The following is a 24,213-nucleotide window of genomic DNA, read 5'->3' as shown; positions in this document are numbered from 1 at the left end:
ATCTGCCTACCCTGCGCCGGCTGCATGACGCTTTTACGTCAGCCCTGAGACCAGACGACGGATGACCGCCGCGTGCCTTTTTCCGTGTCGACCTCGGCCTGCTAGGCTGGGCCTTTGCTCAAGGATCGCACCTATGCCCCCACGCTTGCCGCTCTTCCCTCTTCTGCTGTGGTCCCTTGCCACCGGTGCCCTGGCCGCCACCGAGCGTGCCCCGCGCAGTTGCGCCCAGGAGCTGGGGCAAAAGCCGGCCCAGGCGCTGGCCACGACCTGTCGGGCGCTCTCCCCCGCGACGCATCCGCCCTGCAACGCCGCCAACAGTTGCGCGCTGATACAGGACGAGATCGCCCGCAGTTGCGCCCTGTTCGGTGACGACGAGGCTGCCAAGCAGCCCGGTTGCGGTCCGCTACCCAGCAGCGCCGAAGCAGCCGCGGCAGTGGTGGCGCGCTACTACCGCGCGCTGGATGCCCGGGATTACGGTACCGCCTGGCAGCAATGGGGAAGCGACGGCCAGCCCGGCAACAGCTACGAGCGCTTCCGCCAGGGCTATGCCCGAACTCGCGGCGTGCAGGTGACCCTCGGTCAGCCCGGTCCGGTCGAGGGCGCGGCGGGCTCGAGCTATGTCAGCGTTCCGGTCACGGTAAGGGCACGCCTGGCCGACGGCAGCCGCCAGACCTTTAGCGGCAGCTATCAGGTGCGCCGGGTCAACGACGTCGATGGCGCCTCGGCCGAACAGCGCCGTTGGCATCTGGACGGTGCCAAGCTGAAACGGCAGCGCTAGGAAGGGCCGATCTGCCGCAGCTGGGACAGCCGACTGCGCGTACGCGACATGTCGGCGATCTCGCTGTCGGCCAGGGTCTCGTCGAGAGGCGCGGCGCTGACCAGGAACAGCGCCAGCCGGCGGTCGTAGAGCACATCTACCAGGTTGATGAAGCGCTGTCGCGCGGCGGGGCTGGCCGCGCGCAGCGGAGGTACCTCGTCGAGCAGCCAGCGGTGCCAGGTTTCGCTCAGGGTCAGGTAGTCGAGGACCGCCGTGGCGCCTTCGCAGAGCTCGGCGAAACTGAACTGCAGCAGCCCATCCGCAGCGCTGATGGCGGGGAGATGGCGATGCCCCACCGCTACCTCCACCCGCGTCTCCGCCATCGGCGGCAGCCCCAGGGCGCGGCGCTGATCAGGGCTACCCGGCCAGAGATAGGCGCCAACGCCGAAGGGATCGGGCTCGACGGAGCTGGCACTGCGGTAGTCCTGGGGGCCGGCCACCGAGAGGATGTCCATGCGCGTCTCGATCAGTTGGATCGCCGGCAGGAAGCGCTCGTGATAAAGCGGATTGGGTAGCAGCCCTTCGGGCGGATAGTTGGAGGTGGTGATCAACACCACGCCGCGGCTGAACAGCGCCTTGAACAGCCGGGTGATGAGCATGGCGTCGCCGATGTCATGCACATGGAATTCATCGAAGCAGAGCAGTCGGCAACCTTCCAGCAGGTCGTCCAGACTGGCGGCCAGGGCATCGCCACCCGCTGGCTGGCGAAACATGCGCTCGTGCAGGTCGCGAAAGAAGGCATGAAAGTGCACGCGGCGCTTCTCGGCGAATGGTAGAGCGGCGAAGAAGCCGTCCAGCAGGAAGCTCTTGCCACGCCCCACCGGACCCCAGAGGTAGAGGCTGCGCGGCGCTTGGCGGCGGAACAGCCGCGGGCGCAGCAGCTCGTCGGCCAAGACGGCGAAGCGCTCGATGACCGCCTGTTGGGCGCTATCGAGGGTGTACCCACGGGTTCGGGCCAGATCGGCGAAATGCTCCAGTACCTGCTGGGCGGGCGAAGCAACGGTCATGGCGGCACGTCAGGAAAGATAGGCCGCTAATGAAGCCGGAGCCGACGCCGCCGGTCAAGACCGACGGCGTCCGCGTTCGAGCGACTCAGGCCGCGGCGATGAACAGGCACAGGCAGCAGAACATACCGCCGGCCCAGACCAGGGAACGGCGGGTGGCATGGTCGCGGATATACAGCCAGGTGTAGGCAATGCGGCTGAGCAGGAAGAGGAAGGCCCAGAAGTTGATGGTGCCCTGGTCGGCGCCACCGGTGACGTGGGCGACGATCACCGCCGCGGCGAACAGCGGATTGATCTCGAAGGCGTTCTGCTGGGCGGCGTTGGCTCTTGCCCGGGCGCCCTCCAGCTTGCCGAGGAAGCCACGCGGATCACGGTTGTCCTCGGGCGTGAAGCCGCTGCCCTTGAACTTGGCATAGTAGGCCGCGCCATAGGGCACGAGGTAGACGAGGAAGATGCACCAGTAGGCAAAGGTCATGTCGGCGTCCCTGGAAGTTGAGGGTTCGCCTATCTGACCCGCCGCACCGGGAAAAATCCCTCCGACTCAGGCCAGCGTGCGCCTGTGGGTCCAGCGCGCCATCAAAGCGGTCGCCACCGCGCAGAGGGCGAGCACCGCACACATGGGCACCACGGTGCCGTTGTGCAGCGCGCCCACGCTACTGGAGGCGAGCGCCGCCAGGATGAATTGCAGGCTACCCATCAGCGCCGAGGCACTGCCGGCATTGGCGCCCTGCCCGGCGAGGGCGCAGGCCGAGGCGTTGGGCACGATGCCGCCGAGCAGGGCGATGGCGAAGAACAGCGGGATCATCAGCACCGGCAACGCCTTGGGCTGGAAGGCACCGACCAGCAGCAGGATCAGCCCCGCCGCGGCATAAGCCACCACCGCGCGGCGCAGCCAGAAGGCCGGCCCCTGGCGAACCACCAGACGCGCATTGAGCTGGCCGAGCAGGATGAAGCCGGCGGCATTGAGACCGAACACCCAGCCGTAGTGCTCGGGGGCAACACCATAGAGTTCGATCAGCACGAAGGGCGAGCCGGAGATGTAGGCGAACATGCCGGCCATGGCGATGCCACCGGTCAAGGTATGGCCGATGAAGCCGCGATCGCGCAGCAGGCGCAGGTAGTTGCGCAAGGCCCCACGCAGCGGTGGCCGCGGATGGTGCGTCGGCAGGGATTCAGGCAACCAGAGCGCCACGGCGGTGCCACAGGCGGCGGCGAACAGCGCCAGGCTGACGAAGATGGCCTGCCAGCCGAAGGTGCTCAGCAGCAGACTGCCGGCGAAGGGCGCGATGATGGGGGCGATACCGGTCACCAGCATGATCTGCGAGAAGGCCCGTGCCGCCGCCACCGGCTCGCAGAGATCGCGCACCACGGCGCGCGCGATCACCATGCCGGCACAGCCGCCCAGGGCCTGGACGAAGCGCGCGGCGATCAACCAGGGCAGGCTCGGCGCCAGGGCGCAACCCAGCGAGGCCAGGCAGAACAGACCGATGCCGATCAGCAGCGGCAGCCGTCGGCCGAAGCGATCTGCCAGGGGACCGTAGAACAGCTGGCCGCTGGCGAGGCCGGCGAAATACACCGCCAGACTCAGCTGCACATGCTCGATGTCGGTGGCGAACGACAGTGCCAGCGAAGGAAAGCTGGGCAGGTACATGTCGATGGCGAAAGGAGCGAAGGCCGAGAGGGCCCCGAGAATCAACAGTAAGCGAAAGGTCATGAAAGCCTATCCGGTGGAAGCGGAAATGCCGCGCAGTTACATACAATGATGTTTGTAAAAGTGCCAAGGCGCGCTAAACTGCATGGCAGACCCACTGCCAATCAGATCGCCCATGCGTCGTACGAAAGAAGAAGCCGAACAGACTCGCCAAGCCATTCTCGATGCGGCGGAAGCCCTGTTCCTGACCAATGGCGTGGCGCGTACCAGCTTGGAAATGATCGCCCGCGAATGCGGCGTCACCCGGGGTGCAGTGTACTGGCATTTCCAGAACAAGGCCCACCTGTTCCACGAAATGCTTAGCCAGATAAGGATCCCAGCCGACGAACTGACCGAGCGTCTGCGCGTCGATGGCGAGGAAGACAGCCTGCAGCGACTCTTCAAGCTCTGTATCGAAGGCATGGAGAAATTCACCAAGCCCGGACGTGAACAGCGGGTCATGACGATCATGCTGCACCGCTGCGAATTCACCGAGGAACTGCGCGAGGCCGAGGAACGCGATCTGCAGTTCCTGCGTCAGTTCATCCGCATCACCGACGCCCTTTTCACCGCCCAGGCGGCCCGGCTGCAGCCGGGCGTGACACCACAGCTGGCCAGCCGACTGCTGCACAGCCTGTTTCTTGGCACCCTGTCCGATCTCTTGCGCGACGAACAGACCTTCGCGCCGCTGCTGGCCACCGAGCAGGTGTTCACCACCTTCTTCCGCGCCATCGTGCGCGACTGGGCTCAGTCAGCGACGGTATAACCCGCCTGCTCGATGGCCGCGCGGAAAGGCGCATCCACTTCGGCGCTGTCGATGCGCACTTCGCCCGCCTGCAGGTCCACCTCGACCCGGGCCTGGTTATCGACCTTGAGGACCGCCGCCTCGACCGCGCTCACGCAGTGGGCGCAACTCATTCCGACTACCTTGATGACATGCATGGTCTGCTCCTGTCTGACGAAACCTATCTCTCCTGACGCCAAGCGCCAGGACCGGGTTCCAGTGTTGACCTTGACCCGAGGTCAAGGTCAACACTGATGTCAGGAGGTGCCCATGCACGAATTCGAACTCTCCATCAGCGGCATGACCTGCGCAGCCTGCGCCGGGCGGGTCGAGCGCGCCCTGCAGAAGGTGCCGGCGGTCAGCGCGGCCGGGGTCAACCTCGCCAGCGAAAAGGCCCGCGTCAGCGCACCACCCGAGGCGGCCCCGGCCCTGGCCGAAGCCATCACGGCGGCCGGCTACCGGGTAGCCGAGGCCGAGCACGACCTGGCGCTGTCCGGCATGAGTTGCGCCAACTGCGCGGGGCGCATCGAAAAGGCCCTGCGCGCCGTGCCCGGGGTCCTGTCGGCCGAGGTCAATCTCGCCAGCGAGCGTGCCCGTGTGAAGACCCTGGCCGCGGTCGAGACCGGCGCCCTGATCGCCGCGGTGGAAGCCGCGGGCTACGGCGCCCAGGACCGCCTCGCCGAGGATGACCGCCCTGCCCCGGGGCGTGCGGGGATGCCCTGGGAGCAACTGGAGCTGGCCCTGGCACTGCTGCTGGCCGCCCCGCTGATCCTGCCCATGCTGCTGGCACCTTTCGGCTGGCACCTGATGCCACCAGCCTGGCTGCAATTCCTGCTGGCGACACCGGTACAGTTCCTGGTCGGCGCCCGCTTCTATCGCGGCGCCTGGCATGCCCTGCGCGCCCGCAGCGGCAACATGGATGTGCTGGTCGCCCTGGGCACCAGCGCTGCCTACGGCCTGAGCCTCTACCTCTGGCTGGTCAAGGACAGTCCCCATCTCTATTTCGAGACGGCGGCCATGGTCATCGCCCTGGTCCGCCTGGGCAAATACCTGGAGGCCCGCGCCAAGCGCCGTACCGGTGCCGCCTTGCGCGCCCTGGAGGCCCTGCGCCCCGAGCAGGCCCGGCGCCTGAACGCGGACGGCGAGGAAGAAGAAGTCGCGCTGAATCGGCTGCGGCTGGGCGACCGCCTGCAGATTCGCCCGGGCGAACGCATTCCGGCCGACGGTCGCATCCTGCTGGGCGAAAGCCAGGTGGACGAAGCCCTGCTCACCGGCGAGAGCCGCCCGGTCGCCAAAGGCCCCGGTGACGAGGTGGTCGGAGGCGCCATCAATGGCGAGGGCAATCTGCACATCGAGGTCAGCGCCCTGGGCGGCGAGACGGTGCTGGCCGGCATCATCCGCCTGGTGGAAGACGCCCAGGCCAGCAAGGCGCCCATCCAGCAACTGGTGGATCGCATCAGCCGGATCTTCGTCCCGGTAGTGATCGGCCTGGCCTTCCTCACCCTGGCTGGCTGGCTGCTGACCGGACACGCCCTGGAACCCGCCCTGCTCGCCGCCGTCGCCGTACTGGTCATCGCCTGCCCCTGCGCCCTGGGTCTGGCGACGCCAGCCGCGCTCATGGCCGGTACCGGGGTGGCGGCGCGCCACGGCATCCTGATCAAGGACGCCGAAACCCTGGAACGCGCCCAGGGCATCACCACCGTGGTGTTCGACAAGACCGGCACCCTGACCGCCGGCCAGTTGCGCCTGCGCCAGCTGGCCACGGCGCCAGGAATCGAGGAACACGAGCTGCTGAGCCTGACCGGCAGCCTGCAACGGGGCAGCGAACACCCCCTCGCCACGGCGGTGCTGAAGGCCTGCCGCGCGCGTGGCCTGGATACGCCACCAGCCAGCGACGTCCGCGCCCTCCCCGGCCGTGGCCTGGGCGGTAGCTGGCAAGGGCGCGCGCTGCTCCTCGGCAATGCCCGGCTGCTGGCCGAACAGAGCCTGGATGCCGGCCCGCTGGCCGAGGCGGCCCGCGACTGGGAAGACCAGGGCCTCACACTGTCCTGGCTGCTGGAGACCGGTGCCCCGTCGCGGGTGCTGGGGCTGCTGGCCTTTGGCGACGAGATCCGTCCGGGCGCCACCCAGGCCATCACCCAGTTGCGCGCGGACGGCATCGACAGCTGGCTGCTGACCGGTGACAACCGCGGCAGCGCCCGCCAGGTGGCCGAGGCGCTGGGCATCGCGCAGTGGGAGGCCGAGGTACTGCCCGCCGACAAGGCTGCGGTGGTCGCCCGCCTGCAAGCGACCCAGGGCGGCGTCGCCATGGTCGGCGACGGCCTCAACGACGCCCCGGCACTGGCCGCTGCCGAGTTGGGCATCGCCATGGGCTCGGGCACCGCGGCCGCTCGCCATGCCGCCGGCATCACCCTGCTGCAGGAGGACCCGCGCCAGGTGGTCGCGGCGCTGGACATCGCCCGGCGTACCCAGCGCAAGATCCGCCAGAATCTGTTCTGGGCCTTCGTCTACAATCTCATCGGCCTGCCCCTGGCGGCCTTCGGCCTGCTCGACCCGGTCTATGCCGGGGCCGCCATGGCCTTTTCCAGCGTCAGTGTCCTGGCCAATGCCCTGCTGCTCGGCCGCTGGCGCCCGTCCGGAGACTCCCCGTCATGAATATCGGTCAGGCCGCCAAGGCCAGCGGGCTTACCGCCAAGATGCTGCGCTACTACGAGCGCATCGGCCTCCTGGCACCCGCCGGGCGCACCGACAGCGGCTATCGCCAGTACGGCGCCGAAGACCTGCGGGTGCTGGCCTTCGTCCGCCGCTCGCGGGAGCTGGGCTTCAGCCTGGAGGAGATCCGCCAGCTGCTCAGTCTCTGGCAGGACCGGCAGCGTGCCAGTGCCGACGTCAAGGCGCTGGCCAAGCGGCACATCACCGAGCTGGACCAGAAGATCGCCGAGCTGACGCGGCTGCGCAGCACCCTGGGCGAACTGGTTTCCTGCTGCCACGGCGATGCCAGCCCCGACTGCCCGATCCTCGATAGCCTGGGCGGCTGACGCAACCGCTGCCGCCCAGCGGGGTCCATCGGTTATCCCCCCGCTACCGAGGCACCACCATGCAGACCCTGCACCACTACCAGATCCGCTATCGCCTCAATGGCGAGCCACTCAGCCACGAGCTGGAGAGCTTCGAGCCGGTCACCGAGGAGGAAGCGCTGCTGCAATTGCTCATCAAGCACGTCGAGGAACCCCAGGTGGTGGTCGATGCACCCTGGGAGCGCCATGCCCAGCCGAGCATCGCCCGCCGCGCCCAGGAAGCCGGGCTGAGCGACATCGAGATCAGCCAGCGGGACTGACGGCCGGCCCAGGCAGGTGGCTTTGCGCTATAATTCCGCGCTTTTGCCCCCTTCGTTGGAGTGATTCATGACCCTGCCTCGCCTGCGCCTCAAAGCCAATGCCGACCGCCGTCTGCGCGCCGGGCACCTCTGGGTGTACAGCAACGAGGTGGACGTGGTCGCCACGCCGCTCACCGCCTTCGAACCAGGCGACCAGGCCATCCTGGAAACCACCAGCGGCAAGCCGCTGGGCCTGGTGGCGCTGTCGCCCAACAACCTGATCTGCGCCCGCCTGTTCTCCCGCGACACTGGCTACCCGCTGGACAAGTCGCTGCTGGTGCATCGCTTCAAGGTCGCCCTGAGCCTGCGCGAGCGGCTGTTCGGCAGCCACTGCTATCGCCTGGTCTATGGCGATGCGGATTTCCTGCCCGGCCTGGTGGTGGATCGCTTCAACGACATCCTGGTGGTGCAGATCGCCTCGGCGACCATGGAGCGCCAGCGCGACGCCATCCTCGCCGCCCTGCTGCAGGTATTCAAACCCCAGGGCGTGCTGTGGAAGAACGATGGCAGCGCCCGTGCGGCCGAGGGCCTTTCCAGCTACGTGGAAGTGGCCTACGGCGAGGTCCCCGACTGGGTGGGGCTGGAAGAGAACGGCGTGCGCTTCGAGGCCCCGGTGCGTGAAGGCCAGAAGACCGGCTGGTTCTATGACCACCGCCTTAATCGTGCGCGCCTGGCGCCCTATGTCGAAGGCAAGCGGGTGCTCGACCTGTTCAGCTACATCGGCGGCTGGGGCGTGCAGGCCGCGGCCTTCGGTGCCAGCGAAGTCATGTGCGTGGACGCCTCGGGCTTCGCCCTCGACGGCGTGGAGCGCAATGCCACCCTCAACGGCCTGGCGGAAAAGCTGGTGTGCGTCGAGGGCGATGTCTTCGAGGCGCTCAAGGAACTCAAGGCCGGTGAAGAAAAATTCGATGTCATCGTTGCCGACCCACCAGCCTTCATCAAGAAGCGCAAGGACCTGAAGAACGGTGAGGCCGCCTACCGTCGCCTCAACGAGCAGGCCATGCGGCTGCTGAACAAGGACGGCATCTTGGTCAGTGCCTCCTGCTCCATGCACCTCCCCGAAGACGACCTGCAGAACATCCTGCTCGGCAGTGCCCGCCATCTGGATCGCAATCTGCAGATCCTCGAACGCGGCGCCCAGGGCCCGGATCATCCGGTACACCCGGCCATTCCGGAAACCCGCTACATCAAGAGCCTCACCTGCCGTCTGCTGCCCAGCTAAGACGCCAGGCCAAGAAAAAGCCGGACCAGGTCCGGCTTTTTTGTGCGTGTTCAAACCTCAGCTGAGCGCGCGGATCAACTCGTCCTTCTTCATCCGCGAACGACCCCGCACATTCTGCTCGGCTGCCTTCTTCACCAGTTCATCGCGGGTCAGGTCACTGAGCGAGGTACTACCACTGCGCGAGCGACGCGCCGCTGCACGTCCGCTGTTGGGCGACTGGCCCTGTTTGGTGGCCACCGCCCGCCGGGCGGAATCCTTGCGATCCGCACTTTTGGCGGTGCTGCTCTTGGCCTTGCCGGAACCTGCCTTTTCACCACCGCCGGACTGCTTGTTCACCGTCTCCCAGGCCCGCGCTTCGGCTTCATCCTTGGAGACGCCCTTTTTCTCGTAGCTCTCCTCGATGTGCTCGGCCTTGCGTTCCTGTTTGTCGCTGTACTTGGACTTGTCGCCGCGAGGCATGGCAGTCTCCCGATTAGTCTTCAGCCTTGATGGTGGCCACTTCACCGGCTTTCACCTGCACGTGACGACCCGCCACATCAGTGAATTCATAAAAGCCGTCGGCCGTCTTGGTAGTGGGACGATCCTCGGTGATGTACTGGGTGCCATCCTGCAGGGTCACCACTGTCTCGGTGGAACAGGCCGCCAGCCCCATGAGGGTCAGGGCCAGCACGCCACCGCTTGCCAGGCGACTCATGGCGCTTCCGGCGAGACACGATGAATGGAGACATCATGCAGGGCCACCAGCGCCTGACCGGACTCGATGTCGGCCAACTGGAAGCGCTCATCGTTGATGGCATCCAGGTGCCGGCAGGCCAGATCACGGACCACGTCGGTGATGGGTACATCCAGATTGCTGATACGGTCGGTATAGCTTTCGCCCAGCAACTTGTAGTGAATTTCGTAATGGCTATCGGTGTCGTCACGCATGAGGGGTCTCCGCGAAAAGGCTGCCCGACTCGGGTTATTGTTATAGAACTCGACCAACCAAACCGGTTCTTTTCCGCTCGTCCGACGCCGCCGAACGGTCGCCTGTCAAGTTCCTTTTCAGCGGCTTTACCTCAGTGCGCGGCCCGCATTTGCTGGAGCAGCGCGCTGCACTGGGCACCCTGCTCATTGCTGGGCGCCACCAGCGCCAGCAGACCGGCGGCAGGCGCGGCGAAGGTCGCCAGCAGCGCCGCCACGGCACCCCGGGCGGCCAGAGGCAGCGCCTTCACGCCAGGCGAAGGATTCTTCAGGGTGCCGCGCACATAGAGCGGCGAGCGCAGGGAAAAGATGCGCAAGCCCTTGCTGTGGGGATCGACGGTGAGATCCAGTCGTTCGCTCGCCAGGTTGATGGTGCCGGTGATGTTGATCAGGGCGTTCTCGGTGTCGAGCACGAACACCTGGGGCTGCACCAGGCCCTTCTTGAAGTCGAGATCGGCAACCGCGCAATTGATCTCTACTTCGTCATCGCCGAACAGCCGATCGACCAGGTAGTTGCCGACGTTGAGGCCGGCCAGCTCCATCAGGCTGCGGCTGATGCGGCCATCGTTCATCAGCAGCTGGAGCTCACCATCGCTGGTGCCCAGCAGGGCCGCCACCGAGTTGCCGGTGCCGCTCAGGGTGGCGTCGCCATTGAGCTCACCCATGCTGCGCTTCATCGTCTCCACGGTAGGGAACAGCTGATTCAACTTGACCCGTCGTACATGCAGGTCGACACGTCCCCGCAGTGGGGTCTTGTCGCCCTCCAGACGTACCGTGGTGTTCAGGTCGCCCCCTGCCACGCCAAAGCGCAGGGGATCGAGCAACAGCACCCCATCGGTCAGGCGTACATGGGTGTTGAGGTCGGTGATCGGTAACTGCGCGTTCTGCACGATGCGCTTACCGGTGAAGCGCACGTCGGCATCCATGGCGCGCCACCGATCGGTGCGAAACTCGGACACGGGCAGCGCCTTGGTCGTCGGCTGCTGGCTGGTTTCACCCTTGGCGGCCTGCTGCTCCTTGGTATCGGCGCCAATCAGTGGTGCCAGGTCTTCGAACAGCAACTGATCGGAGCGCAGCGTCCCGCTGAGCTTGGGTCGTGGCTTACCACCGGTGAACAGCACCTCGCCATGCAGATCGCTCTTGCCTACCCGGCCGTTGAAGTCTTCGTAGCTGAAGCGGGCGCCAGCCGGGTCGTTGAGCTTGACGGTGAGATGACCGTCGGTGGCATAGGGCGCCGTTTCCGGCAGGGTAACGCCCGTCAGCGGATAGAGCTGCGCCAGACTCTTGCCTTCCAGTACCAGATGCAGATCAAGGGCGCCCAGGCGTCGCGGATCGGTCAGGGTCCCGAACACCTGCACCCGGGTCTCACCCGCCCGGGCATCGAGCTGGATGGGAAACGGCGTGTCGGCATCCTGCAAGGCCAGCAGACCACCGATCTGGCCACGGCCATTGACCGGCACCTGCTTGTAGCTGCCTTCCACCGCCAGGGCGAACTGGAAGGCCTGGGTCTGCTTGACGTTGGACCGCTGGCGCGAGGTGCCCTGCTTGCCGACCAGGTCGGCATAGGCGATGGGAGCATCGAGGGAGGTGATGCGCGCCTTTAGCCGGGTGGCGGTCTGGGCATCGTCGAAGCCCACCTTGCCAGCATCGAAGCCGATGGTGCCGATGTCCACCGTCCAGGCCGAAGGCTCGGCCTTGGGATCCTTTTTAGCGGTCTCGAAGGTCCAGCTGTTGCGCCCATCGGCCAGCCGCTGAGCATTGACCACCGGCCCGGTGAGGTCGATGCGCGGGATATAGATCTGCTTGGCCAGCAGCGCCAGCGGCGAGATCCGCAACTGCACCCGGTCGAGATGAACGAAGGTCTTTTCCTTGGCCCAGTCCGGATTGCCCAGGGTCAGGTCTTCGGCGGCGATGTGCGGCCAAGGGATCCAGGCACGCCAGCCGCCCTGGTCCGGCTCGCGGTGCCAGACCACGCCCAGGTTACCCTCGATGGCGAACGGTCGGTGCAGGGCGCTCGATACCTGCTCGTTGATGGTTGGCTTGAGCCGATTCCAGTCGAAGGTGGCGAGGACCACCACCAGCAGGACGAGCAGCAGCAGGATGATTCCCAGCAGCCAGGCGAGGATCTTGCGTGGGCGCGTCATGGCCGCCTCCTTGGATTTCCGTTCCCTCTTGGGTCTGCTCAGCGCAGCGGGGTTCCCTGGATAGACGTCATGCCTTGCGTTGGCGCAGGGCGAGCAGCGCTACCGCCACCCCGATCAGGGTCAGCAGCAACAGGCTGCCGCGCAGTCCCACCTGCCCCGCCACGGCCCCGATCAGCGGCGGGCCGAGCAGGAAGCCCAGATAGCCGGCGGTAGCGGTCATGGCGATACCGGCGGCCGGGGTCTCGGCCACCTGGCCTGCGGCACTGAAGGCTGCGGGCACCACGTTGGACAGACCCAGTCCCACTAGGGCAAAGCCGAGGATGGCGCTCCAGGGCGCCGGCAGGATCACCGCCAGTGCCAGGCCAAGAGTGGCAAGGAGGGCCCCGCCAAAGATCACCTGGGGCCCGCCGAAGCGGTGGCGAATGCCATCGCCAAACAGACGGCCCACCAGCATGGTCAGCGAAAAGGCGGCGTAGCCGAGGGTGGCGACCACCGGTGTCGCCCCACCCACCTGCCCCAGGTAGACAGCGCTCCAGTCGGTCATGGCGCCTTCTAGCATCAGGCAGCCCAGGGCGATCAACCCCAGCGCCAGCACCCGTCGATCCGGCAGCCGCAGGGCATGGCTCACCGGACTGCGATCACCTTCGTCCAGCGCCAGGGCGGCCGGCAACGCCAGCACCAGCGCCACCAGCGCCGCGGCCAACAGCACCAGCAATGCCGAGGCGCCCAGGTGCAGCACCAGCGCCCCGAGGCCGGCACCGAGGAAGCCGCCCAGGCTGAAGGCGGCGTGGAAAGAGGACATCAGCGGCCTGTCCCAGCGGCTTTCGACATCACTGGCATGGGCGTTCATGGCCACGTCGATCAGGCCATTGCAGGCGCCGAGCAGCAGCGCGCAGAGGAGCAGCCAGGCCAGTGACGGCGCCACCCCGGGCCAGATCAGCACCAATACGAAGGCCAGGATGCTCAAGCGGGTGAGGCGTCCGGTACCGCCGAGCCGCGGCACCAGCACCCCGGCGAAGGGCATGGTGAGCATGGCGCCCAGGGCGACAGCCAGCAGCACCAGGCTCAACTGGCCGTCCCCTAGCGCCAGATTGCGCTTGAGTTCGGGAATGGCCGCCGCCCAGCCACCAATCCCGCAACCATTGGCGAGAAAGACGGTAAAGGTGGCGCGGCGCTGGCGACGCAAGACGGCAGTGGTCATGGGGATCCTAGGGCGAGAGGCTAACGGTCACTGGCGAGCGAATGCAGCTGCAGACCGGCGTCGCGATAGGGCTGGAGGCGCCCCTCGCTCAGACCCGGCTCCAGCACCAGGTGGTTCACCTGATCGAGCTTCAGCACATGATAGAAGGCCACGCTGTCGAGCTTCTCGGCAGTCACCGCGACGGCGACCTGACTGCTCTGCTCGGCCACGGCTGCCTTGAATTCGGCTTCCTCCAGATCGAAGCCGGTCACCCCGGTTTCCACTGCCAGGGCGCAGGCGCCAAGGAAAGCCAGGTCCGCACGGACACCGCGCAGATCGCGCATCGCGCGTGCACCCAGGCAAGCGCCCGACTCCGGAGCGGCCAGCCCGCCGATCATCAGCACCCGGATACCCTGGCGCTGCAGCAGCGCCGCCGCGATTACTGGCGCATTGGTCGCCACGGTCAACTGCTGATCGCCCGGTAGCGCCTGGGCGATGGCCAGGTTGGTCGAGCCGGCATCCAGCAGCAGCAATTGCCCCGGTTGCACCAGCCGGGACGCCGCCTGCCCCAGGGACTGCTTGGCGGTTTCGTCCTGGCCGATACGGGTCGGCAGCGGCTCCGGCGGCGTCAACAGCGACAGCGCCCCTCCGTATACCCGTCGGCACAGGCCCTGACGGGCCAGCTCGCGCAGGTCACGGCGCACGCTGTCTTCGGAAATGCCCCAGGTCGCGGCCAGCTCGGCGGACAGGACCCGTCCCTGCTTACGCAGCAGGGCCAGGATCGCGGCCTGGCGTTCTTCGGGAAGATGGATAGCTGCACTCATACCGATACTCCAAGAGGATCAGCAGATCATGCACAATCAAATACAATCGTGCAACATCATGCGTTAGGTGACACGCTTTTCCGAGCATCCAGCCAGCGACCGCCAAAGACATTGATCAGCAGGCCCAGCATGACCGCCAGCCCACCCAGTTGTTGCTGAGTGGTCATTTGCTCGCCCAGCACGACGGCCGCTGACGTCAGGCCAACCACCGGCACCAGCAGCGAAAAGGGCGCCACCTGACCGGCCGGATAGCGCGACAGCAGCCGACTCCAGATGCCGTAGCCAACCAGGGTGGCGATAAAGGCCAGGTAGACGATGGCGAAGACCGACCCGCCCGACAGCGACGTCAGTGCCGTGAAGATCTGCTCCGGGCCTTCCAGCAGCAGCGACAGGGCCAGGAAGGGCAGCGGCGGAATCAGGCTGCCCCAGACTACCAGACCGAGCATGTCCACCTTGCCGATCTTCTTGGTGACGATATTGCCCAGGCCCCACATGGCTGCGGCCGCCAGGGTGAGCAGGAAACCAGCCAGGGTCATGGTGACGCCATGCTCGGTACCGATCAGCAAGAGCCCCAGGGCCGCCACCGCCAACCCGACCAGGCTGGCACGTCTTACCTTTTCCCCAAGCAACGTGGCGGCGAACGCCAGGGTAAAGAAGGCCTGCGCCTGCAGCACCAGCGAGGCCAGGCCGGCCGGCATGCCTACGTACATGGCCGAGAACAGGAAGGCGAACTGCCCCAGGGAGATGGTCAGCCCGTAGGCCAGTAGCAGCCGCCAGGACACCTGGGGTCGCCGCACGAACAGAATCGCCGGAAAGGCCGCCAGGCAGAAGCGCAAGGTACCCAGCAACATGGGCGGCACCCCATGCAGCCCGAGCTTGATGACGACGAAGTTCACCCCCCAGGCCAGGATGACGACCAGTGCCAGCAACAGATCCCGGGGTGCCATCGACAACTCCTTGAACGCGTTCAGATAGATAGGCGGCTACCCTACTCCTTTGTGTTCGCGCTGCGGCGTCACAGTTGCCCACAAATTCGGCCAGTCACTCTCTGCAAAAGAAAAACCGCAGCCTGGGCTGCGGTTAGTCGGGATCAGGCACTGCGCTTGTCGCGCAGGGGGTCGTGGCCCCAGTTCATCAGCGACTTGCGCCAGCGCGAATCCTCGATATCGCCCTCCGGCCGCTGCTTGAGATGACGATGGACATAGCCGATGACCTTGCGCATGGCCTGGTAGTCATCGTCTTCCAGCTCGGCCTGGCGCTTGCCCTTGAGCTCCAGGATACGCTCGCCCATGGCGTGGCCGACCGCCTTGCCGTCGTTGGCTGCGGTGACCTTCTTGCCGCCCTTGGTCATGCCGACGCCCTTGCTGGTGTCACCGCTGAGCCATTTGCGCAGCTGGCTCGGGGTCATGTTGACCACCTGCTTGAATTCGTTGCGTACTTCTTTCCTGTCGTCGTCGGAAGCCTTCTTGGTGCTCATTTTTCACCTGCCTTTTGCAACGCTTTCACCAGTTCATCTTTCTTCATGCGCGACCGGCCACGCACCTCGCGGCGCGCGGCACGCTTCATCAACTCGTCCTTGGTCAGACCGGCCAGGCCCGATTCGCGCGCGGTTGCCGTCTTGCGTGCCACATCGGCAGGCTGCTTGGAATGCTGCTGGCCCCGGCGCGTATCGCGGCGCTTCTTGGCCGTGGTGCGCTGGTAGTCTTCCTTGCTCAAGGCATCGCGTGCCTTTTCCGGCAGATAGCGTTCACCGGTCTCTTCGGATTTCTTGCCGGAACGGGTGCCCCACTTCTCGTCGGTCCACTGCTGCAGATGGTTATCCTTGCCTTTGCCGCCCTGGTATTCACCACCGCGCTTCTGGTACTCCTGGGCCGCCAGCTGCGCCTTGCGCGCCGACCACTGACCGGGCTTGCCGCCCTTGTCGCCCGCGGTAATTTCTTGCTTCACCTTTTCCCAGAGTTCGGGATCGCTCTTCTTGGCCGTGGCACTCATGGCTCACCTCAAGTTGGAGACATTGCAGTCGTTGACTCTAGGATGACTGTCCAACCGAAACGGGGGTTCGCGCCAGGCGACGAACGCTCCTGTCTCCCGCCTTAGTCTTCAGAGAACGCCATGTCCCTTGCCGCCCTGCTCCGCCGCCGCTGGATCCCGCTGCTCTTCGTCATCCTGCTGGTGGGTGTAGGCGTCCCCTATGGCTGCTCGGAACTGGCCTATCGCGAACGTCAATGGGTGTTCAGCATCGAACCGGGCAATGCCAGCTGGTTCACTGGCGTGCCGGAAGGCGTTCGCCAGTTCAACCTTCCCGTCCCGGGTGGCCTGACCGGCACCGACTACCTCCACGCCTGGTGGTGGCCCGCCCGCCGTCCAGACGCCCCCACCCTGCTCTATCTGCACGGTACCCGCTGGAACCTCACGGCGCAGGTCCGGCGCATCGCCACCCTGCGACAACTCGGCTATTCGGTGCTGGCCATCGACTATCGCGGCTTCGGCGAAAGCCCTGGCGACGTCCCGTCGGAGCGCAGCGTCTACCAGGATGCCCGCATCGCCTGGAAGCACCTGCAGAGCCTGCAGCCCGATCCCCGCAAGAGATACATCTATGGCCATTCACTGGGTGGTGCGGTGGCGGTGGACCTGGCCTGGCGCATCGCCCGCGACGGAGATCCGACGGGCGACTATCCCGCTGCGGCCGGGCTGATCATCGAGTCCACCTTCACCACCCTGGCGGACGCCGCCTCGGCAGTGGTCGACACCCGCTTTCCCTTGCGCTGGCTGATGTCGGAGAAATTCGATTCCCTCGCCAAGATCCCCGACATCCACATTCCGGTCCTCATCGTTCACGGCAGCGATGACCGCTATGTCCCCCCGCGCTTCAGCGAGGCGCTCTATGCCGCGGCCAAGCCACCCAAACGCCTGCTGCTGGTTCCGGGAGGCACTCACTCCAACAGCATGGTGATCGGCACGCGCGACTATGCCGCCGCCTTGCGCGAACTGTTCGGTGGCGCGCACCTGAGCGAAGCGGAAAAGCGAGAATCATCGACAGGAGGCTAGACACTTTCGCAAAGCCATCGACGGCGCTAATAGTCACTATCTCGCCAGTCTATTTTTTTCGGGCGGCCCTGCTCGGGATACTGAACTCACTCCAGACCAGTCTCCCCAGAGGACACCACCATGAACCTGCGTATCGCCTTCGGTTTTGCCCTGACCGCTCTTGCCCTCAACACCTTCGCCCAGGACTTCGTCTCTGCTCCGAGCACTGCGACCCAAATCGCCGAGGAGTCCAGTCAACGCCCGCTGGGCCAGCTGATCAAGCAACAGCAGCAGCGCCTGCAGGAACACACCCTCGCCGAGGAATCCAGCCTGCGTCCCCTGGGCCAGATCATCAAGCAACAGCAACAGCAACGGCAGCTGCAGGAACACCGTGTTGCCGAAGAATCCAGCCTGCGCCCACTGGGTCAGGTCATCGAAGACCAGCAACAGCGCCTGGATAGCGATGAAGTGGCTGAAAACGGGTCGGCCCAGACCCTCGACCGCCTGATCAAGGCCGGCCAGACCCGCCAGGCCTAAGCCTTATCAGCGCCTTCCTGCCCGGCCTTGCGCCGGGCTCGCTCAATGAATCTTTTCGCTGCCCGGCCCGATGCTGGCGGGTGCGTCCACGCTCAGCTCCTGAGGCACCTCGTCGATCCGCGGGTCCAGCGCCGCCGCCATCGGACTCACCGAATCGGGCATGGCCACGTGATGCAGCGGCGCCGCGTCCAGTCGGTGCTCGCCACTCACGAAGCGCGGTTGCACGAAGAAGATCAGGATCAGCGCATAGGCCGAGGTCAGCACATAGAACATGCCCGGGCCAAAGTGCTCCATGGCGGCGCCAGCCAGCAGAGGACCGATGCATGCACCCACGCCATAGGTGGTCAGCAGCATCGCCGACAACTCCACCCGCCGCTCGGGCTCGACATGGTCATTGGCAAAGGCCGTGGCCAGCGGATAGAGGGTGAACAGCAGCATCCCCGACACGAATCCCGCGGCCAGCAGCCAGGGATAGGGCAAGGTGATCAGGCCCCACAGCGGCACCGCCGCGAGGCACAGCAATACCGCATTGGCGCGGATCAGCTTGCAGCGATCGAGACGATCCGACAGCCAGCCCAGCGGCCACTGGGCGCAGAAACCCGCCACGATGCACAACCCGACATAGAAGCTCGACTGCGCCGTGTCCAGCCCGCTACGGCTGGCGAATACCGGTGCCAGGCCATAGAAGCCGCCCACCAGCAGTCCCGCGGTAAAGATGGTCACCAGCGACTGAGGCACACGCTGCCAGAAGAAGCGGATCTCCAGGGGCGCCGCCACCAGCTTGGCCGGGTGCACCCGCCGCGTCATCGCCAGGGGAATCAGGCAAGAGGCAAAGCATATCGCGACCAGCAACAGCGGCTTGTAATCCAGTTGCGGATGCCAGGCCAGCAGCGCCTGTCCGATCACCAGGCCCAGGTCCACCGCCACCATGTAGCCCGCGAACACCTTGCCGCGCTGGTGATTTTCCGCCTGCTCGTTGAGCCAGCTCTCGATCACCATGTACTGGTTCATCATCACTATGCCCATGACGAATCTCAGCGCGATCCAGACGTTTAGGTCGTCGACCAGGGCATGGATGAGGACGGTAACCGTGGCGGCACCGGCACAGGCCACATAGGAGCGGATATGGCCGACTCCGGCGATGAGCCGGTGGCCGAACTTGCCCCCGCACACCAGCCCGAAGTAATAGGCCGCCATCAGGGCGCCGGTCCAGAGGTCGCCAGCCCCCTGCTGAGTGAGTCTCAGGCCGATATAGGTGGTGAACAGACCGGAACCGGCCAACATCAACAGGGTGGCGAAATAGAGCGCAGGAAAGGTAACTAGAGGGCTGAACATCAGGGATCACATGAAAGGAAGCGAAAAGCCAGAACGGACCAGCACGCGCTGATCGTCGAGACCAAGAAAGGAAAGGGTTTGAAAGAAGCGCCGGATCCTACTCCGGCTCTTGGCGCCTACTGGTATCGGTGCGCTGGCGCTGCCGCCACTGATCCAGATAGACCACCTGGCCATGCTCGGGCTTGGCCTGATAGACGGGAGCCGAAGCCACCACTGAGTCCGCCGACGGCCGTTCGACCTCGGGTACCACGAAGGAGGCGAACTCGACCTTGGCCAGCGTCTTGCCAAACAGCGCAAGAGAGGCGTTCAGCCGCTCTTCACCCGTCACGGTGAACTCGAAGGCGAATAGCCGCGCCAGGCGCTTGCGCCCCTTGGCATCGGCCATCCAGCGAAAACGTGAAAAAGCCACGGCGCCATCGAGCAGGATGACCTTGCGGCGGCGGCATTCCTGCTCCGCCAACCTCAGAGCCTGTTCGCGAATGCCATGGGCATGCCAGAACCACAGACCAATGCCGACTGCGCCCAGTAACAGGCAGAGATTACCTAGCGTCAGCATCTTCGCTCCTCATCGAAGGGTACCGCCGTCACTGACGCCGCACAGCGTCACCGGATGCCGTCTCGTTCAACAGGCGAATGTTCTCACGCTCGCCTTTGTACAACGCCAGAGGGGCGATTTCCTTACCTAACAAAGGCGCCTGCTGTTGGTGCCATATGTAGTAGAAAACGTTCAGTACCGCCAATAGCAGAAACAACCAACGCATCATTCGTTCTCGAGCGGACACGCCAATGCCAATCCAGCAAACACCATATCGGGCACGATTCGCGCACCCGGAACGACATGTTTGACCAGTTCTGCGTCACCCCCGGTCAGAAACACTTCGCAACCTTCGGCGAACATATCCTGAGCCAGTTCGTACTGAGTACGGACGAAACCCTTGAGCATGTATAGACACCCACGCTCCACGGCCTCGATGGTCGTACGTCCCGGCGCCTCGTAGCGTTCACCACTGGCCCAATGTGGATCGTAGCGGATACGACGGGTATGGGTCTGCAGTTCCCGACGCATCAACGGAATACCCGGACAGATGAACCCGCCCTGATGCTCGCCCTGGGCATCGACCAGGTCGGCGGTGACCGCAGTACCCAGGTCCAGCACTACACAGGCCTTGCCTTCTGCCAACTGAACCGCTGCCAGGATCACCAGCCAACGGTCCATGCCCAGGCGCTGGTGGTCCCGATACCCATTGCGCACGCCGTTCCAGATCTCCACCGGCAAGGCCTGGTGGCAGACGATACCGAAGGTCGCCGTGAGAAGCTCCTTGAGTCGCTGGGTCTCTTCGTCACTGCGCACGCTGACCAGGCGACAGGCCGTCAGGGCGGGTGTGCCCGGTTGGGACAACGCGGCGATCAGGGCTTCGTCGCTGTCGACGATGCCGGTAGCGACCACGTCGCCACCCTTGGCCAAGAGCCGCCACTTGATCAGGCTGTTACCACAATCGAGTTCAAGAATCATGATCTAGGCTCAGGCTCAATTCGCCACCGCTGAAAGCCTGCGTCTGCCCATCTACGCGCATGAGGATAGCCCCATCTTCGGCAACTCCTTCCACTGTGCCCTGGATACAGCGAACCCCCGAAGACAGGGTTACCGCTCGACCTTGCCAGCCATGATAACGCTCCCACTCGTCCCGCAGGGCGGTGAATCCCGACTGGCGATGAATACGCCACAGGTTGTCTATCTCCTGGAGCAGGAGGCTGGCGACCTCGTTGCGATCCTGCAGGCCACCCAACGCCTCGGCCATGGAAATCCACGGCTGATCGATGTTCTCGGCCAGGCGCATGTTGACGTTGATGCCAATTCCGATGATTGCCTGACAGACGTCCTGCGGATCACCCGACAGCTCGATCAGAATGCCAGCCAGCTTGCGGCCACGAACCAGGACGTCATTGGGCCACTTCAGCCAGGCATCTTCGACACCGAGCCGTTGCAGGGTACGGATCACGGCCAGGCCCATGGTCAGGCTCAGTGCCTGCAGCTTCTGGATGCCACCCTGGCTGGACACCACGGCGGTGAGATAGAGATTCTTGCCATAGGGGCTGACCCAGGCACGACCTCGACGTCCGCGCCCGGCCTGCTGGTGCTCGGCCAGCAAGACGAAGGGTGTTTGCTCGTGCTGGTGCAGCCGGCGTTGCGCCTCGGCATTGGTGGAATCTATCGAAGCCAAGACGGTGACTGGCCACCCACCCTGCCGAGCGATCCGCTCGGCATCGAGCAGGAACAATGGCTCCTCCAGGCGGTAACCCCGACCCGGAACCTTGAATACCTCGACGCCAAAGTCTTCTTCAAGCGTCTTCAGCCGCTTCCAGATGGCACTCCTGGAGACGCCCAAGGCCTCACCAAGCTCGACGCCGGAATGAAATTTCCCATCACTCAGCAGGTTCAGCAACGGCATGCCCGAACTCCGTTCGACTTTATTCCGCCCCAAAGACAACACCCCCGCCAGAATGAACTGAGCGGGGGTGCTGGGTGTTAGGCGCTTGACGATGACCTACTCTCACATGGGGAAACCCCACACTACCATCGGCGATGCATCGTTTCACTTCTGAGTTCGGGAAGGGATCAGGTGGTTCCAATGCTCTATGTTCGTCAAGCAATTCGGTTGGCTGACCAGGCGATGAGGCTGCCTGGCCTGCCCAATTGGGTCTGTGATCGAAGTAGACAATTCGTCTTGGGTCTTGCGAACCCACGCGCCCGTTTTCGGCGTCGTCTTCCTCACGCTCTGACCTGCGGTCAGATTGTTTGGGTGTTATATGGTCAAGCCTCACGGGCAATTAGTATCGGTTAGCTCAACGCCTCACAGCGCTTACACACCCGACCTATCAACGTCGTAGTCTTCGACGGCCCTTTAGGAAGCTCAAGGCTCCAGTGAGATCTCATCTTGAGGCAAGTTTCCCGCTTAGATGCTTTCAGCGGTTATCTCTTCCGAACATAGCTACCCGGCGATGCCACTGGCGTGACAACCGGAACACCAGAGGTTCGTCCACTCCGGTCCTCTCGTACTAGGAGCAGCCCCTCTCAAATCTCAAACGTCCACGGCAGATAGGGACCGAACTGTCTCACGACGTTCTAAACCCAGCTCGCGTACCACTTTAAATGGCGAACAGCCATACCCTTGGGACCGGCTTCAGCCCCAGGATGTGATGAGCCGACATCGAGGTGCCAAACACCGCCGTCGATATGAACTCTTGGGCGGTATCAGCCTGTTATCCCCGGAGTACCTTTTATCCGTTGAGCGATGGCCCTTCCATACAGAACCACCGGATCACTAAGACCTACTTTCGTACCTGCTCGACGTGTCTGTCTCGCAGTCAAGCGCGCTTTTGCCTTTATACTCTACGACCGATTTCCGACCGGTCTGAGCGCACCTTCGTACTCCTCCGTTACTCTTTAGGAGGAGACCGCCCCAGTCAAACTGCCCACCATACACTGTCCTCGATCCGGATAACGGACCAGAGTTAGAACCTCAAGGTTGCCAGGGTGGTATTTCAAGGATGGCTCCACGCAGACTGGCGTCCACGCTTCAAAGCCTCCCACCTATCCTACACAAGCAAGCTCAAAGTCCAGTGCAAAGCTACAGTAAAGGTTCACGGGGTCTTTCCGTCTAGCCGCGGATACACTGCATCTTCACAGCGATTTCAATTTCACTGAGTCTCGGGTGGAGACAGCGCCGCCATCGTTACGCCATTCGTGCAGGTCGGAACTTACCCGACAAGGAATTTCGCTACCTTAGGACCGTTATAGTTACGGCCGCCGTTTACCGGGGCTTCGATCAAGAGCTTCGCTTGCGCTAACCCCATCAATTAACCTTCCGGCACCGGGCAGGCGTCACACCCTATACGTCCACTTTCGTGTTTGCAGAGTGCTGTGTTTTTAATAAACAGTCGCAGCGGCCTGGTATCTTCGACCGGCATGAGCTTACGGGGTAAACCCTTCACCCTCACCGGCGCACCTTCTCCCGAAGTTACGGTGCCATTTTGCCTAGTTCCTTCACCCGAGTTCTCTCAAGCGCCTTGGTATTCTCTACCCGACCACCTGTGTCGGTTTGGGGTACGGTTCCTAGTTACCTGAAGCTTAGAGGCTTTTCCTGGAAGCATGGCATCAACCACTTCTCCTTCTAAAAGAAGGATCGTCATCAGTTCTCGGCCTTAACTGTCCGGATTTACCTAAACAGTCAGCCTACCACCTTAAACTTGGACAACCATCGCCAAGCTGGCCTAGCCTTCTCCGTCCCCCCATCGCAGTAACTAGAAGTACGGGAATATTAACCCGTTTCCCATCGACTACGCCTTTCAGCCTCGCCTTAGGGACCGACTCACCCTGCGTCGATTAACGTTGCGCAGGAACCCTTGGTCTTTCGGCGTGCGAGTTTTTCACTCGCATTGTCGTTACTCATGTCAGCATTCGCACTTCTGATACCTCCAGCAAGCTTCTCAACTCACCTTCACAGGCTTACAGAACGCTCCTCTACCGCATCACCAAAGGTGATACCCGTAGCTTCGGTGCCTGGTTTGAGCCCCGTTACATCTTCCGCGCAGGCCGACTCGACTAGTGAGCTATTACGCTTTCTTTAAAGGGTGGCTGCTTCTAAGCCAACCTCCTAGCTGTCTAAGCCTTCCCACATCGTTTACCACTTAACCAGGACTTTGGGACCTTAGCTGACGGTCTGGGTTGTTTCCCTTTTCACGACGGACGTTAGCACCCGCCGTGTGTCTCCCATGCTCGGCACTTCTGGGTATTCGGAGTTTGCATCGGTTTGGTAAGTCGGGATGACCCCCTAGCCGAAACAGTGCTCTACCCCCCAGAGTGATACATGAGGCGCTACCTAAATAGCTTTCGAGGAGAACCAGCTATCTCCGAGCTTGATTAGCCTTTCACTCCGATCCACAAGTCATCCCCTGCCTTTTCAACGGAAGTGGGTTCGGTCCTCCAGTCAGTGTTACCTAACCTTCAACCTGCTCATGGATAGATCGCCCGGTTTCGGGTCTATTCCCAGCGACTAGACGCCCTATTAAGACTCGCTTTCGCTACGCCTCCCCTATTCGGTTAAGCTCGCCACTGAAAATAAGTCGCTGACCCATTATACAAAAGGTACGCAGTCACCCAACAAAGTGGGCTCCCACTGCTTGTACGCATACGGTTTCAGGTTCTATTTCACTCCCCTCTCCGGGGTTCTTTTCGCCTTTCCCTCACGGTACTGGTTCACTATCGGTCAGTCAGGAGTATTTAGCCTTGGAGGATGGTCCCCCCATATT

At 63.9% G+C, this 24,213-nt stretch carries 25 protein-coding genes and 2 rRNA genes (1 of these 27 running past the window's edge); 8 read left to right on the top strand and 19 right to left on the bottom strand.

All coding sequences use genetic code 11. The features are described 5' to 3' along the window. The first annotated feature begins 133 nt into the window (after positions 1–133). Positions 134–778 carry a hypothetical protein gene (locus ACWPW1_RS05350; protein ID WP_454252504.1) on the top strand — a complete coding sequence of 215 codons (645 nt, stop codon included), beginning with the start codon at positions 134–136 and terminating at the stop codon, positions 776–778. On the opposite strand, the gene zapE is transcribed toward ACWPW1_RS05350, so the two are convergent. The 3 genes from zapE to ACWPW1_RS05335 form a co-directional block, all read right to left on the bottom strand. Continuing rightward, on the bottom strand, positions 775–1,824 hold the full coding sequence (zapE, locus tag ACWPW1_RS05345) for a cell division protein ZapE (RefSeq protein WP_454252503.1): 1,050 nt from the start codon (positions 1,822–1,824) through the stop codon (positions 775–777). The genes ACWPW1_RS05350 and zapE overlap by 4 nt on opposite strands. A gap of 85 nt (positions 1,825–1,909) precedes the next feature. Beyond that, positions 1,910–2,296 carry an MAPEG family protein gene (locus ACWPW1_RS05340; protein WP_271654029.1) on the bottom strand — a complete coding sequence of 129 codons (387 nt, stop codon included), beginning with the start codon at positions 2,294–2,296 and terminating at the stop codon, positions 1,910–1,912. Between the two features lie 66 nt (positions 2,297–2,362). Beyond that, on the bottom strand, positions 2,363–3,535 hold the full coding sequence (locus ACWPW1_RS05335) for a Bcr/CflA family efflux MFS transporter (RefSeq protein WP_313650214.1): 1,173 nt from the start codon (positions 3,533–3,535) through the stop codon (positions 2,363–2,365). Between the two features lie 112 nt (positions 3,536–3,647). Between ACWPW1_RS05335 and ACWPW1_RS05330 the strand changes: the two genes are divergently transcribed. Continuing rightward, entirely contained in the window at positions 3,648–4,277 is a 630-nt protein-coding gene (locus ACWPW1_RS05330; RefSeq protein WP_059313772.1) for a TetR family transcriptional regulator, read from the top strand. Here ACWPW1_RS05330 and ACWPW1_RS05325 read toward each other — a convergent pair. Continuing rightward, positions 4,259–4,453, bottom strand: a complete 195-nt coding sequence (locus ACWPW1_RS05325; protein ID WP_434775884.1) for a cation transporter — start codon at positions 4,451–4,453, stop codon at positions 4,259–4,261. The genes ACWPW1_RS05330 and ACWPW1_RS05325 overlap by 19 nt on opposite strands. Positions 4,454–4,565: 112 nt before the next feature. Between ACWPW1_RS05325 and ACWPW1_RS05320 the strand changes: the two genes are divergently transcribed. From ACWPW1_RS05320 to ACWPW1_RS05305, 4 genes are all read left to right on the top strand, one after another. Continuing rightward, complete coding sequence (locus ACWPW1_RS05320) at positions 4,566–6,950, top strand: heavy metal translocating P-type ATPase (protein ID WP_454252502.1); 2,385 nt, start codon at positions 4,566–4,568, stop codon at positions 6,948–6,950. Then, a complete protein-coding gene (gene cueR / locus ACWPW1_RS05315) occupies positions 6,947–7,333 on the top strand; it encodes a Cu(I)-responsive transcriptional regulator (protein WP_059313769.1) in 387 nt (128 codons plus the stop codon). The genes ACWPW1_RS05320 and cueR overlap by 4 nt, the downstream gene beginning before the upstream one ends. Before the next feature lie 59 nt (positions 7,334–7,392). Continuing rightward, positions 7,393–7,632 carry a hypothetical protein gene (locus tag ACWPW1_RS05310; RefSeq protein WP_059313768.1) on the top strand — a complete coding sequence of 80 codons (240 nt, stop codon included), beginning with the start codon at positions 7,393–7,395 and terminating at the stop codon, positions 7,630–7,632. 67 nt (positions 7,633–7,699) lie between these two features. Further along, positions 7,700–8,893 carry a class I SAM-dependent methyltransferase gene (locus tag ACWPW1_RS05305; protein ID WP_434775882.1) on the top strand — a complete coding sequence of 398 codons (1,194 nt, stop codon included), beginning with the start codon at positions 7,700–7,702 and terminating at the stop codon, positions 8,891–8,893. Positions 8,894–8,950: 57 nt separating this feature from the next. On the opposite strand, the gene ACWPW1_RS05300 is transcribed toward ACWPW1_RS05305, so the two are convergent. The 9 genes from ACWPW1_RS05300 to ACWPW1_RS05260 form a co-directional block, all read right to left on the bottom strand. Further along, complete coding sequence (locus ACWPW1_RS05300) at positions 8,951–9,352, bottom strand: termination factor Rho (protein WP_454252501.1); 402 nt, start codon at positions 9,350–9,352, stop codon at positions 8,951–8,953. 13 nt (positions 9,353–9,365) lie between these two features. After that, complete coding sequence (locus ACWPW1_RS05295) at positions 9,366–9,587, bottom strand: YgdI/YgdR family lipoprotein (RefSeq protein ID WP_454252500.1); 222 nt, start codon at positions 9,585–9,587, stop codon at positions 9,366–9,368. Beyond that, positions 9,584–9,820, bottom strand: a complete 237-nt coding sequence (locus ACWPW1_RS05290) for a hypothetical protein (RefSeq protein ID WP_058765520.1) — start codon at positions 9,818–9,820, stop codon at positions 9,584–9,586. The genes ACWPW1_RS05295 and ACWPW1_RS05290 overlap by 4 nt, the downstream gene beginning before the upstream one ends. 131 nt (positions 9,821–9,951) lie before the next feature. Beyond that, the gene (locus tag ACWPW1_RS05285) at positions 9,952–12,000 is read right to left on the bottom strand and encodes an AsmA family protein (protein ID WP_454252499.1); all 2,049 of its coding nucleotides are present in this window, start codon (positions 11,998–12,000) and stop codon (positions 9,952–9,954) included. 67 nt (positions 12,001–12,067) lie between these two features. Further along, positions 12,068–13,201 (bottom strand): MFS transporter, encoded by a 1,134-nt coding sequence (locus ACWPW1_RS05280; RefSeq protein WP_454252498.1) that lies wholly within the window; start codon positions 13,199–13,201, stop codon positions 12,068–12,070. Between the two features lie 20 nt (positions 13,202–13,221). After that, the gene (locus tag ACWPW1_RS05275) at positions 13,222–14,004 is read right to left on the bottom strand and encodes a DeoR/GlpR family DNA-binding transcription regulator (protein WP_454252497.1); all 783 of its coding nucleotides are present in this window, start codon (positions 14,002–14,004) and stop codon (positions 13,222–13,224) included. Positions 14,005–14,060: 56 nt separating this feature from the next. Further along, positions 14,061–14,951 (bottom strand): EamA family transporter, encoded by an 891-nt coding sequence (locus ACWPW1_RS05270; RefSeq protein WP_313649492.1) that lies wholly within the window; start codon positions 14,949–14,951, stop codon positions 14,061–14,063. A 143-nt stretch (positions 14,952–15,094) separates the two neighbouring features. After that, complete coding sequence (locus ACWPW1_RS05265; RefSeq protein WP_059313760.1) at positions 15,095–15,481, bottom strand: DUF3140 domain-containing protein; 387 nt, start codon at positions 15,479–15,481, stop codon at positions 15,095–15,097. Further along, positions 15,478–15,996, bottom strand: coding sequence for a hypothetical protein (locus ACWPW1_RS05260; RefSeq protein WP_454252496.1), 519 nt, complete (start codon positions 15,994–15,996; stop codon positions 15,478–15,480). The genes ACWPW1_RS05265 and ACWPW1_RS05260 overlap by 4 nt, the downstream gene beginning before the upstream one ends. Before the next feature lie 120 nt (positions 15,997–16,116). On the opposite strand from ACWPW1_RS05260, the gene ACWPW1_RS05255 reads away from it, so the two are divergent. Both ACWPW1_RS05255 and ACWPW1_RS05250 read left to right on the top strand, forming a co-directional pair. Beyond that, on the top strand, positions 16,117–17,052 hold the full coding sequence (locus ACWPW1_RS05255; RefSeq protein WP_454252495.1) for an alpha/beta hydrolase: 936 nt from the start codon (positions 16,117–16,119) through the stop codon (positions 17,050–17,052). 120 nt (positions 17,053–17,172) lie between these two features. Then, positions 17,173–17,568 carry a hypothetical protein gene (locus tag ACWPW1_RS05250; RefSeq protein WP_454252494.1) on the top strand — a complete coding sequence of 132 codons (396 nt, stop codon included), beginning with the start codon at positions 17,173–17,175 and terminating at the stop codon, positions 17,566–17,568. Positions 17,569–17,610: 42 nt separating this feature from the next. On the opposite strand, the gene ACWPW1_RS05245 is transcribed toward ACWPW1_RS05250, so the two are convergent. The 6 genes from ACWPW1_RS05245 to ACWPW1_RS05220 form a co-directional block, all read right to left on the bottom strand. Next, positions 17,611–18,903 carry an MFS transporter gene (locus ACWPW1_RS05245; RefSeq protein WP_059313756.1) on the bottom strand — a complete coding sequence of 431 codons (1,293 nt, stop codon included), beginning with the start codon at positions 18,901–18,903 and terminating at the stop codon, positions 17,611–17,613. A gap of 97 nt (positions 18,904–19,000) precedes the next feature. Further along, a complete protein-coding gene (locus ACWPW1_RS05240) occupies positions 19,001–19,459 on the bottom strand; it encodes a DUF3301 domain-containing protein (RefSeq protein WP_271654013.1) in 459 nt (152 codons plus the stop codon). Between the two features lie 204 nt (positions 19,460–19,663). Next, positions 19,664–20,416 carry a type III pantothenate kinase gene (locus ACWPW1_RS05235; protein ID WP_454252493.1) on the bottom strand — a complete coding sequence of 251 codons (753 nt, stop codon included), beginning with the start codon at positions 20,414–20,416 and terminating at the stop codon, positions 19,664–19,666. Beyond that, positions 20,406–21,353, bottom strand: coding sequence for a bifunctional biotin--[acetyl-CoA-carboxylase] ligase/biotin operon repressor BirA (gene birA / locus ACWPW1_RS05230; RefSeq protein WP_454252492.1), 948 nt, complete (start codon positions 21,351–21,353; stop codon positions 20,406–20,408). Before birA ends, ACWPW1_RS05235 begins: the two co-directional genes overlap by 11 nt. Positions 21,354–21,436: 83 nt before the next feature. After that, positions 21,437–21,552 (bottom strand): 5S ribosomal RNA (gene rrf, locus ACWPW1_RS05225). 159 nt (positions 21,553–21,711) lie between these two features. Then, positions 21,712–24,213, bottom strand: a 23S ribosomal RNA gene (locus ACWPW1_RS05220) (it continues 391 nt past the right edge of the window).

The organism is Pseudomonas sp. Marseille-Q7302, from assembly GCF_965111925.1.
This window is presented reverse-complemented; position numbering and strand designations above follow the sequence as displayed.